Genomic DNA, 10,812 nt, shown 5'->3' with positions numbered 1-10,812 from the left:
GTCCTCCGGGACCTCGACCCGGGCTTGGAGAGCAGGTCCGGGCTTGACTATCAGCCTGATTCCGCTGTCCAGGAGAAGCTGCCGACGCCCTGCGGTGTCCCGGGCCTGCCAAGCCGTCGCGTACGTTTCGTCGGAGTCCTCCAGAATCCACTGCGCCGGCCGCTGCGGCAGGGCTTCGAGCTCCTCTCGCCGGTGGAGCAGCGCCCGCATGCGTTCCTTCCACTCGTCCTCGTCCTCGCGACCGACGATCAGGCCTTCGTCCTTCTCCTCGCGAAGGCCCTTGATCGCCCGCTTGACCACGGCCAGATCCTCCGAGTGGTCCTCCCCCGGGATGTACCGGCGCACTGGAACGTGCTTGTCGCCGACCTTTGCGATGAAGGTCTCCTCGATCAGGTCTTCCAGTTGCTGGGAGGGCTGAGACGTTCCGCAATTCGCCCTCCCCTTCGCGCTCCCGCTCGGGCAGTGGTAGTAGCTGTAGACCTTTCCGCTCGACTTCTTCGGAGCGTTCTTCTGATAGAGCGGCCCGTTGCACGCGTCGCAGAAGGCAATGCCGAGCAACGCTGACGTGGAGAAGGTCCGCGTCTTCTTCGTGGATCTGGCCGCGAGCGCGGGCTCCAGTCTGGCCCACAGCTCTCGATCGAAGACCGGGTCGGCAATCTTGATCGGCAGCCCGTCGGCACCGCGGGTCTCCTTGCCACGGTGGAGTTTGTACCCACGCAGCGACGGGGTCCTGAGCAGGTCGGCGACGACGCTGGTGGCCCACTCGATCCCGTCGACGCTCTTCCCCTTCGAGGTCTCGGTCTTCCCTTGGGCCCTCAGATGGCGCACCAGGTTCGTCGGCTCGTTGCGACGATTCAGCTCCCCGGCGATTTCACGGAACGACCAGCCAGCGATGTACCACTCGGCCATCTCGCGCGCCACCCCCGCCGTGTGCGGCTCCAGGCTGAGGGTCTTTCCGCCTTCCGGGTGATCCACCACCTCATAGCCGTAGGGCGCATATCCGCCCGGCCAGCGCACCGTCTTCCGCAGGAATCGGTGCGCACCGAGGACCCGGTCCCTCGTCCGCTTGAGCTCCATCTCCGCGAAGAGCGAGGCGAGCATCAGGAAGACCTTGCTCATCATCGCCGACATCGAGTCCTTGCCCTCATCGCGGAAGTTCAGGACGATGCCGTCGTCCGAGAAGACGAGGATCTTGCGGTTGGCCTCCGCCCAGTGCGCCACGTCCGCGCAGTCCTTCGCCGACCGGAAGACGCGGTCCACCTTCGAGAAGATCATCGCGTCCCACAGGCTTGCCTTCTCCCCCAGCCACGGGCCGAGGTCGGGACGGTCGAACGGACGGACCTCGGCCGACACGTCCAGATCCTGGAAGTAGCCGACGACCTCCCAGCCCGACCGGTCGGCGTAGCGTTGGCCGGCTTCCTTCTGCACCAGGTGGGAGACCTTCTCGGCCCCCTTGACCACGCTGACGCGTGCACCGACAACGGCTCTGAGCATGTCCAAATCCTCGCAGGTCAGGCCCGGTCTCGCGTGTTGGCAAACTTCTGTCTCCCGCGACCGCGACCTCTTCCAGCTGGTCGACGACGCCCGGGGGATCACCGTGCTCTACCCGGTCAAGGGCATGGGCAACCTCCAGGTCACCGACGACGCGCTGCTGCAGGAGAAGTACGGCGTCCGCGGCGCCCAGTACGCCGACATGGCCGCCCTGCGCGGGGACCCGTCGGACGGCCTGCCCGGCGTCAAGGGCATCGGCGAGAAGACCGCCGCCCAGCTGATCAACGAGTACGGCGACCTCGCGGCCATCCGCGCCGCCGCCCTCGACCTCGGCTCCAAGCTCACCCCGGCCCGCCGCCGCAACATCGTCGAAGGCGCCGCCTACCTCGACGTCGCCCCCAAGGTCGTCCGCGTCGCCGACGACGCCCCCTCCCCGCCTTCGACCCCGCCCTCCCCCGCGAGCCGCTCTACCCGATGACCCTGGAGGAGCTCTCCGCCCGCTGGGGCCTGGGCACCTCGCTGGACCGCGTCCTGGAGGCCCTCGCCACCCGCTGACGGCCGCACACCGAAGGGCCCGCCCGTTCCTGCCGGAACGGGCGGGCCCTCGGCGTTCGCGTGGCCGTCGGCCCCAAGTGCCCTTGACCGCAGCTCACTTTGCGATGCAAAGTTCATGGCACAGCAAAGCGTATGCGCGTGACAAGGGGTGGATCATGACGACAACGCACCGGGACGACCCGGCCGAACTCCTCGCCGAGACGGAAGGGCTCCGGGCCCGGGCCCGGACCCGGCTGCGCGGCTCGGGGGTGCCGCTGCTCGGGTTCGGCCTGCTCGCCCTGGCCGCCGTGCCGATCTCCGGCCAGGCCTACAACTTCGGCGCCAACGGACGATTCGTCCCCTCGTACCCGTCCTTCGCCTACTCGGAACTCATCGACCTCTGCGTGCCGCACGCACTGGACGGCACGTGCCGGACCGGCGACTTCGACGGAGCCGTGCTCCGCTTCCTGGCCTGGGGCGTCTGGTACGCGCTGCTCCCGCTCGCCTGGCTGGCCCTCGCCCGCTGGTACCGGCGGCGCGGCGAGGCCCGCGGGATCGTCCCGCGCCGCCTCGGCTGGCTCGGCACCGCGGCCGGCGTCGGCATCCTGCTCACCGCCGTCCTGCTCGCCCTGCTGTTCGCACCCCGCGTGCCCTTCGCCCTGTCGGTGCTCGCGAACACCTACACCTCGCCCTGGTACGCGGTCGGCATCGGCCTGATCGTCCTCGGGCTGACCGAGCACAGCCCCCTGGTGACCACCGCCGGGCTCGTCCACACGGCACTGCTCACCGCCTACCTCGCGGCACCCTGGGAGAGCGGCTGGCTGCCGTGGCTCGACCGGGGCGACGACGGCTGGGCCGACGGCCCGCAGCCGAAGGCCCTGCTGCTGGCGGCGGTCCTGCTGGCCGCCGGGCTGGCGCAGTGGGCGGCGGCCCACCGCAGGCCGGGGGCGGCATCCCGTACGGTCACCTCTTGACATCCTCCCCTCCTGAAGGAGGGGATTCCCCTCAGCCTCACGGCTGAGCCGCTGCGCGTGAGCGCGGCGGTGTTGCCCTGCTCCGCAGGAGATCCGTTTCCTCCCCCGGCTGAAGCCGGGGGTATCCATGGAGGTCCCCGATGAGCGCCGCGGACGAAGCCGAGGAGCAGCACCCGACCCTGGCCCTGGACGACACCGTCCACCAACGGGTCCGGCTCGGCATCCTGGCGATCGCCCGCGAGGCCGACCGGGTCGAGTTCGGCTTCCTCAAGGAACAGTTGGGCGCCACCGACGGCAACCTCTCCCGCCACCTCAAGGTCCTGGAGGAAACCGGCCTAGTCGCCGTCACCAAGGGCTACGTCGGCCGCCGACCCCGCACCTGGGTCACCCTCACCCCCCACGGCGTCGAAGCCCTCGACCGCGAACTCCGCGCCCTGCGCGAACTCGTCCGCCGCCTCGACGCCACCGGCCCGGGCCACGCCCCGGCGTAGGAAGTCGGCCGGGCCGACTTCCTACGCGCGGTCGGCTCCTGCCGCAGCTCAGGCAGCGGCGCCGTACTCGCGCGTCAGCCTCCGGACTTCGGCGTCCTTGAAGGCCAGTACCTCCTCCACGATCCCGCTCTTCGGCAACTCGGCCACAGGCACGCAGAGGTCCATCCGCTGGATGCAGACGCCCGCCATGTATTCCCCCTGATCGGTGAGGTACAGGCGGATGCCGTAGTAGCCCTCCTCGCAGTCCGTGTCGTTGTTGAACCGGCACGACGCGCAGGTGTCGGGGAGCCGCACGGGCAGCAGCCGCTTGACGTACACCGCCCGGCTGCCGAGCGCCCGGTAGAGGGTGCGCTCGTCGGAGGTCCCGGCGGTAAACGTCCGGAGCACCGGCTCCGCGCCGACCCGGGCCAGCACTTCGGAGATCGCCGCGACCGACTCCGGCCCGTCCTGGATGCTGGTGAGCATCCGCACGTCCGCGAACTGGCCGTACGACTCGACCAGGTTGACGACCCGGCCGACGTGGGCCATTCCGGGGACGACGATGTTCACGGAGACCTTCACGCCGTTGGAGACGGGGGCACGGATGGTCTGCTCCGCCGCCCGGATCTTCGCCTCGGCCAGACCCGGCGTCCTGAAGCGCTCGGCCTGCACGACCCGGAGTTCTGCGGCGGTCGTGCCGAAGACCGACACGTTGACTCGGCCGAGTCCGGCCGCGGAGCACTCCGCCGTCACCTGCCGGCCGCGTTCCCCGTTGCTGGTCATCCCGACGCTCAACCCATGCCGGTGAGCGCCGCGACCAGCGCGGGCACCTCCGTGTGAAGGGTGGGTTCCCCGCCCGTAAGGTGGGCCTCATCGGCATCGAACGCCCTCGCCACGGTTCGCACCGCTCGCCGGAAGGACACGTCCGGGGCCATCCTCGCGGCAAGGAAGCCGACCCCGTTCGTCTCGCTGTAGATCGACACGCGCCCGGTCCTGCCCGGGCCCGCGACGAAAGGCAGTTCGGTGCGGCCCCGGTTGTCGGCGGTGACCGGCGTTCCCTCGTTGTGGCAGAACGTGCAGGCCAACCCGCAGTCGTCGATCACCTTGATGCGGATGGTCCTGTCCCGGACGACCCTGATCGCCGGACGGTGGGTAGCTGACAAGGCTCGTCTCCTGTCACTCGAACGTGAGCCGGGGAATCGCTTCGATGTCGATCCCGTACCGGCGGTAGACCTTGGTGGTGTTCTCGCTCGTCAGCTCCTCCAAGGGGAGCTTGAGCGCGAGGGCGGTCGCGTGGACGTGCTCGGCACTGACGCCCTCGATCTCCACGTACGGGGGGATCAGCGGCCAGTGGTCGATCTCGACGGCTGCACCGCCCAGCGTCCAGGAGGACCGGCGGTTCTCCTGGTACGCCTTCGGCCGGTAGTCGAGCTTGCCGAGAAGCATGTTCGTGGCCTCGAAGTCGCCGACGGTCGTCTCCGTTTCGGTCACGCCGTCGATCGCGTCGGAGTGGATCTCCTTCACGCACAGGGTGACGTCGGTGCCCGTGTCACGCAGCCGGACCCACGCTCCCGGCCGGCCGGGGATGTCGTAGACGTAGCGGCGCTGGAAGCGGTCGACCACGTGCGAGGCCCCGGCCTCGGCGAGGAGAACGCGGATCTCCTCCGGATCGACGTCGAGGATCTTCGCTTCGAACTCAGTTGCAGTCATGGGGAATTGCCTTCCTCGATGCGGTGCGGGCATACGAGCGCACGGTATCGGCGATGCTGCGAGCCACCTCGGCAGGCGTGCGGTCGGTGCCGTCGACGCGCAGCAGTCCGAACGCCCGGTACACACGGGAGCTTTCGGCCACGTTCGGCTCCTCCCGCCGGGGTCAGGAGCTCAGTGTTCGCAGCTCCTCCCGCCGGCGAAGCCGCTCCTGGCGGACGCGTTCGTCCACCTCCAGCAGAATCGGCACGTGCGGGACGAGGACTCCCTCCGGGTACTCCGGCGCGCAGACGTGACCCATTGCCCTGTGCGTGGCGATGGTGCGCGGGAAGTAGGACTCGACCACCACGGTCCGGCCCGCCCTGACAACCGCACGAGCGGTCTCGGACTTGACGTGATTGGCCATCATCCACCAGTGAAACCGCGCCGCCAGGATGCCGACGGCGTCCACCTCCGCACGCATGCGGGGGAAGGTCGGCAACGTGTCGTCCGTGAGGTGGACGCCGTCAACGAGGACCGCGACCAGCGGGGCGACCGTGGTCTTCCCGCTCGCGCTGAGACCGTCGATGGTGATGAAGAAGCCTCGGGTCACGTCCATGTGAACTCCGTTTCCTGGTTCGGACTTTCATCGCGGACCCCAGTTCCACGGGACCGGGTGGGCGCCCCGCAGGCACGCGATGCGGTGAGCGGCCTCCTGGCGGATGCCGGCATCGAGGTGGGCGCGGCGGACCGTGTTCAGCACCGTGGTGAGGACGACGATGTCGCGTACGACCTGGTAGCCGGACCAGGCGCCGATGTAGGGGTGGTCCGGGAGCCGGCCCTCCCGCTCATAGGAGAGGTAGGTGTCGGTGTAGGTCCGGTGGTCCTGACGCGGGCCGGTGAGCAGTTCGGAGCGCCAGCGGGCGGCGACGAGGTCCCACTCGCGGTGGCCGCGTCGGAGCGGGCGGCGCAGCAGGAGTCGGACGTAGGTGCCGTCGTCGTGACACGGAGCCATGCCGAGGGCGCCGAGGACGACGGTGTCCGGGGTCGGCCAGTCGAGGTAGTCCCACTCCTCGCGCAGTTGGGCGGCGCGTTCGCGCAGGAACCGGCGGGCGGACTCGTCCAGCGGCGCGTCGTCCAGGCCGTCCAGCAGGTGGGCGAACGGGTCGTGCTCTCGCAGCCACGGGGCCGCCCCGGGGTCGATGCGGTGGGTGAGGGCGGTCACCCACGCGGACAGGGAGGTGTCGGTGCTCGACTTCCCGGGGTTCTGCCAGTAGGTCACGGCCCGGCCGTCGGTGGCCGCGCGGACGTCGGTGTAATAGGCGGAGGTGGCGGGGAGCCGGCGTTCCCGGAGGAACTACGCGCCCTTGATGAGCGCCCAGGCCTCGTCCACGTCGGGGTGCACGATGGCGAGTGCGCACGAGCGCGAGCCGAGCGACCACAGGTGGTTCGGGCTGTCGCTGAGTAGCTCGGCTTTCGCGGGGTCGTCGCCGGTGGCCACGCAGGCCTGCGTCAGGGCCTCGTAGGAGGCCGCGATGTCCAGTCTGCGGGCGGGGCTGATGGTCTTGAGCAGCGTTCCGGTACGCGTTCCGACGCTCACGGCGCAATCCTCGGGTACGGAGTGGAAGGGTGAACGGGAGTGGCGGCCCGGCCCGGCCCGTGGAGACGTCGGCTCGCGGCCGTCGGCACGACGGTGCGTTCCCCAGGCCGTTGAGCCGGCCGGTTCGGCCTCGGCGTATTCCCGGGTGCCTGCCCGGGGCCGACCATCAGGCAAGGCTCGGGGGGCCGCACGACGGTCTTCGGCTGCACTTCCGCCTCAGCGGCGGTGGCCTGGCCGAAGGTCGCCGGTTCCACGTCGAGTTCGAACCAGACGGACCAGCCGGTGGGCCGTCCCTGGAGGTCGATCCGCTGGTGCCATCCGATGTCGTCCGCGTAGCCGTCGACGACCACCAGTCCGCGGCCACAGGTCGCGTCGAGGTCGTCGACGCTGCTGTTCATCGCCGGTTCGACCATGCTCGGGTCCGTCACTGTGGTCCGCAAGCGGCCGCGCTCCCAGTCGACGCCCACTTCGATCAACAACACGGCTTCACGGTCAGGGCCTTGACCGGTGGCGTGCTTGATCGCGTTGTCGACGAACTCCGACGAACACACGCGGAGCGCGTACGCCCGGGACTCGTCGAGGACGATGCCGGCTCTCACGACCTCCTCGGACAACAGGTTGCGGATCGCGCCGAGGGACGCGGTGGTGACCGTGGCACTGATCTCCAGGACGCGGTGCATGGCTGTTCCTCCGGGCTGGACGTGGGGAGGCGGTCCCGGACCATTGGCGGGGGTGGCGAGTGATGGTCAGTCATCGCGTGTTAGCGGAGACTCGCCGCACCAGGGGCCGGGAGGGGCAGTTTTCTAGGTCCGAGTGACCAAGAGGCGTATGCCGACGTCCTCAAGGTGCTTGCGCCGTCTGTCGGCGGCAGCCTGGTCGCCGAGGTGCGCGATCGTGGGCAACACGACGGCGTACACATCGCGCTGCTCTTCGATGCCGACGATGAGGGCGTCCGGCTCGGCACCCTCATCGGTGATCACATCGACGAGGTGGAGTTCCTGCCGCTCGCAGAAGGCGTCGAGGACCCCGGTCAGAGCTCGCCGACGAGGTAGCCCCGCAGCGACCGCTGTGCGGAGCAGCCCAATGACGACGGGCGGTGGGACCGATAGTTGCTCGGTGAGCATGCTGGACGGTTCCTTCCGGTCAGCGGGGTTGTCGGCTTCCAGACTGCGGGAGGCTCCGTCGTCGCGGAATCGCGTGCCGTGGCAGTTCCGTGGCAGTTTCGCCGCACCACCACGACCTGCGGTGCTTCGATGGCACCCCGGAGCGGAGGTATGGCAATGGCGGCAGTGATCGTGTGGACCGGGCTCGAAGCGAGGGCTCTGCGGCTGGCGTGCCGCAAGTCCGTCCGGGACTGGGCAGCGCAGTTGGGCATGTCGGTCCGCGCGGTGTCGAACTGGGAGAAGCTGGGGGTGAGTACCAGGCCGAGGCCGGACACCCAGGCGATCTTCGACACAGTGCTGCGCCAGTGCGATCCCGATGCTCGTATGCGATTCGAGGCACTGGTGGCGCAACAGGTCGGCGCTCCGGTGCTTGCAGAGATCCAGGCCGGGCCGCGGGCATGGGAGTACGAGTCGTGGGCGGAGGACATCGAGAGGGCGGTTCTGGCGGCGTCCCGGCAGGAGTTCGCATCAGCGGGAGTCCTGCTGGAACGTTGGCGGTCACGCTGGCCGACGGTCGAACTCGACGACCGCGGCATCTATTTGTTGGCCCGCTCGACGGCCTTGGTGGGCGACCTCCGCCGTGATCAGGGTGCACTGCTCGGCCCGCTGTCGGCGTCGGCCTCGTACGCCAAGGCCCGATTGTTGTACACCCAGCTCGACATCCCCAGGCGGACAGCTCAGTTGGACCTGGCGTTGGCCGTGGTGACTGAGATGTCCGGACAGCTCTCGGCTGCGGCGGATCGATACTCGGACCTTTCCGGTGACGTTCGCCTCAGCGCACGGGATCGGACTCGGGCGGCCCTGTGGGTGGGAACCTCGCTCGACAAGCAGGGCTCACACGAACAGGCCATCGGTATCGCCGAGTCGGCGATCCGGGCGTTCGAGAACCTGGGTGAGTTGGACGACTGGGCGACAGGCAACCAAAAGCTTGCGCTCGCGTACCGCGGTGCAGGGAATCTCGGGGAGGCGGTCCGGTTGATCGAGGTGGCGAGGACGAACACCAACGGTTCGGCACCGATGCAGGACGTCCGGCTGACCACCGCGCACGGGCACATTCTGCTGACCGACCGCGCGACTGCCGGGGAGGGGCTCGCCCTGCTGGAAAGGGCCGAGGTGATGGCGGACAAGTACGGTATGACCCACCAGCGGAGGAGCATCCGAGGCATCTGGTCCGGATTCCAGCGGGAACGGTGCCTTCAGTGAGCAGGAGAAGAACGTGGCGGACACTCAGCAGCGCGAGATCACCGACCGACAGTGGGCGGACGCCATGCTGATCTGGGAATACCACCAGATGGGGCACGAGCGACGGCCGTGCGATGTGGCGATCGGTCTGGGCTGCCACGACCTCGGAGTGGCGGCCGAGACGGCAGCCCTGTACCTGGACGGCCTGGTGCGGAGGATCGTGTTCACGGGCGGGCCGAACCCGTCCCGGCCGGAGCTCTTCCCCCGAGGTGAGGCCGTGCACTTCACCGAGCACGCCATCGCCCTCGGGGTCCCCGAGCATGCGATCCACCAGGAGCCCCGCGCCCGCAACACCGGGCAGAACATCCAGTTCTCCCGTGACGTTCTGGAGGCCGCCGACATCGAGGCACGGTCGGTGCTGCTCGTGACCATGCCGTACATGGAGCGCCGGGCGTTCGCGACGTGCCGCAAGGTGTGGCCGGAGGCCGAGGTGGTGTGCGCCTCGACCCCGATGGGCCTGAACGACTACGTGAAAAGCATCGGCGACGACAAGCTCGTGATCGACAGCCTCGTGGGCGACCTCCAGCGGGTGATCGAGTACCCGAGGCGCGGGTTCGCCGTTGCCCAGGAGGTTCCGGAGACGGTTCATGATGCGTACCAGCGGCTTCTGGCCGACGGATTCGACAGCAAGACCCTCAACTGACGCGGCGCCGCCCTCCGGGCTGGTGTGCGCTGTCCACCAACCCAACTTCCTCCCCCGATTGTCCACCGTGGCGAAGCTGGCCGCCGCGGACGTCTGGGTGGTCCTCGACGATGTCCAGTTCAGCCGCCGTGACTACCAGCACCGGGCCAGGATGGGGCCGGTCGACGGCACTGGCCCGGCCCGGTGGCTGTCCGTCCCCACGCACCTGCCGGACGGAAGATCGACACTGATCCGCGACGCCCGCACCGTCGACGCCCCGCGCAGCATCCGCCGGGTGGAACACGTCCTCCGCCGGCATTACGGGGTCAGTCCCTTCTGGCCTCGGTTGGCGGCTGACCTGCCGAGGCTCCTGACGCTCTTCAGGAGTACCGACCGGACGGCGGAGATCGCCGAAGCATCCACCCTGCTACTTCTCCATGTCCTCGGCTGGTCAGGAGCGACGGTGCGCAGCAGCACCCTGTCCGCCGATTCCGGGCGGACGCAGCGCCTCGTGGACCTGTGTCAGGCAGTCGGCGCGGATACGTACCTGTGCGGCACAGGCGGCAGCAGGTACGTCGAGCCGGACCTGTTCGCGGCTGGACGGGTCGAGCTGCGACACTTCGGCGTACCGAGCACGGGCGTGTGGGCCGGTGCCCGGCAGGTCAGCGCAGTGCACAGCCTGATGGTGCACGGGCCCGACAAGGTGAAAGCGGCCCTCGAAATGGCATGAGAGGTGTTCGGCGCCCTCGCTCGGGTGGAGCGAGGGCGCCGGGGTTCAGCGTGGCAGTCGAGTTCCTCTTCTCCACGGGAAGTTGACCGTATCGACTTCCTACGCACCCCTCACCAACCCGGTGTCGCTTCCGTCATCGGAAAGCCCCTGCCCCTGCCCCTGCCATCGGCGGGGGCAGGGGCATTTCTTCTGCGTAGGAAGTCGGCTGGGTCGACTTCCTACGCAATGTCGTCGAAGCCCAGGCGGCGAGGCGAAGCCGAAGCCGCGCGGGGGGTGGGGGGTGGGGGGTGGGGGGGGGGG

Annotated in this window: 15 protein-coding genes and 1 pseudogene; 6 read left to right on the top strand and 10 right to left on the bottom strand. The window is 69.2% G+C overall.

Annotation, left to right across the window (positions count from 1 at the left end; translation table 11 throughout):
- Positions 1-1,494: recombinase family protein (locus AB0E96_RS31975; protein ID WP_359829278.1), on the bottom strand; the 1,494-nt coding region annotated here is incomplete at its 3' end.
- 49 nt (positions 1,495-1,543) lie between these two features.
- On the opposite strand from AB0E96_RS31975, the pseudogene AB0E96_RS31970 reads away from it, so the two are divergent.
- The 3 genes and pseudogenes from AB0E96_RS31970 to AB0E96_RS31960 all read left to right on the top strand — a co-directional run.
- A pseudogene (locus AB0E96_RS31970) lies at positions 1,544-2,046 on the top strand (5'-3' exonuclease H3TH domain-containing protein); the annotation flags it as partial.
- 155 nt (positions 2,047-2,201) lie between these two features.
- Complete coding sequence (locus AB0E96_RS31965) at positions 2,202-2,999, top strand: hypothetical protein (RefSeq protein ID WP_359829277.1); 798 nt, start codon at positions 2,202-2,204, stop codon at positions 2,997-2,999.
- A gap of 140 nt (positions 3,000-3,139) precedes the next feature.
- A complete protein-coding gene (locus AB0E96_RS31960; protein WP_359829276.1) occupies positions 3,140-3,490 on the top strand; it encodes a transcriptional regulator in 351 nt (116 codons plus the stop codon).
- Positions 3,491-3,538: 48 nt separating this feature from the next.
- Here AB0E96_RS31960 and AB0E96_RS31955 read toward each other — a convergent pair whose 3' ends face one another.
- From AB0E96_RS31955 to AB0E96_RS31915, 9 genes are all read right to left on the bottom strand, one after another.
- A complete protein-coding gene (locus AB0E96_RS31955; protein WP_359829275.1) occupies positions 3,539-4,252 on the bottom strand; it encodes a hypothetical protein in 714 nt (237 codons plus the stop codon).
- An 8-nt stretch (positions 4,253-4,260) separates the two neighbouring features.
- Complete coding sequence (locus AB0E96_RS31950) at positions 4,261-4,572, bottom strand: hypothetical protein (RefSeq protein ID WP_359829274.1); 312 nt, start codon at positions 4,570-4,572, stop codon at positions 4,261-4,263.
- A 73-nt stretch (positions 4,573-4,645) separates the two neighbouring features.
- Positions 4,646-5,179 (bottom strand): class IV adenylate cyclase, encoded by a 534-nt coding sequence (locus AB0E96_RS31945; RefSeq protein ID WP_359829273.1) that lies wholly within the window; start codon positions 5,177-5,179, stop codon positions 4,646-4,648.
- On the bottom strand, positions 5,166-5,321 hold the full coding sequence (locus tag AB0E96_RS31940; protein ID WP_359829272.1) for a hypothetical protein: 156 nt from the start codon (positions 5,319-5,321) through the stop codon (positions 5,166-5,168). The genes AB0E96_RS31945 and AB0E96_RS31940 overlap by 14 nt, the downstream gene beginning before the upstream one ends.
- Positions 5,322-5,342: 21 nt before the next feature.
- Positions 5,343-5,774, bottom strand: a complete 432-nt coding sequence (locus AB0E96_RS31935) for an AAA family ATPase (RefSeq protein WP_359829271.1) — start codon at positions 5,772-5,774, stop codon at positions 5,343-5,345.
- 27 nt (positions 5,775-5,801) lie between these two features.
- Positions 5,802-6,437 (bottom strand): hypothetical protein, encoded by a 636-nt coding sequence (locus AB0E96_RS31930; RefSeq protein ID WP_359829270.1) that lies wholly within the window; start codon positions 6,435-6,437, stop codon positions 5,802-5,804.
- A gap of 75 nt (positions 6,438-6,512) precedes the next feature.
- Positions 6,513-6,755, bottom strand: a complete 243-nt coding sequence (locus AB0E96_RS31925) for a hypothetical protein (RefSeq protein WP_359829269.1) — start codon at positions 6,753-6,755, stop codon at positions 6,513-6,515.
- Positions 6,752-7,435, bottom strand: coding sequence for an ATP-binding protein (locus AB0E96_RS31920; RefSeq protein ID WP_359829268.1), 684 nt, complete (start codon positions 7,433-7,435; stop codon positions 6,752-6,754). The genes AB0E96_RS31925 and AB0E96_RS31920 overlap by 4 nt, the downstream gene beginning before the upstream one ends.
- 123 nt (positions 7,436-7,558) lie before the next feature.
- Entirely contained in the window at positions 7,559-7,879 is a 321-nt protein-coding gene (locus AB0E96_RS31915; protein WP_359829267.1) for a hypothetical protein, read from the bottom strand.
- 156 nt (positions 7,880-8,035) lie between these two features.
- Here AB0E96_RS31915 and AB0E96_RS31910 point away from each other — a divergent pair, with 156 nt between their 5' ends.
- From AB0E96_RS31910 to AB0E96_RS31900, 3 genes are all read left to right on the top strand, one after another.
- Positions 8,036-9,121, top strand: coding sequence for a hypothetical protein (locus AB0E96_RS31910; RefSeq protein WP_359829266.1), 1,086 nt, complete (start codon positions 8,036-8,038; stop codon positions 9,119-9,121).
- Between the two features lie 64 nt (positions 9,122-9,185).
- Entirely contained in the window at positions 9,186-9,803 is a 618-nt protein-coding gene (locus tag AB0E96_RS31905; RefSeq protein WP_359829280.1) for a YdcF family protein, read from the top strand.
- Between the two features lie 22 nt (positions 9,804-9,825).
- A complete protein-coding gene (locus AB0E96_RS31900; protein WP_359829279.1) occupies positions 9,826-10,512 on the top strand; it encodes a WbqC family protein in 687 nt (228 codons plus the stop codon).
- Positions 10,513-10,812: the final 300 nt, after the last annotated feature.

This window comes from Kitasatospora sp. NPDC036755 (assembly GCF_040636595.1).
GTDB lineage: Bacteria > Actinomycetota > Actinomycetes > Streptomycetales > Streptomycetaceae > Kitasatospora.
The sequence above is the reverse complement of the archived record's forward strand: the minus strand, read 5'-3'. Positions and strand labels throughout refer to the sequence as shown.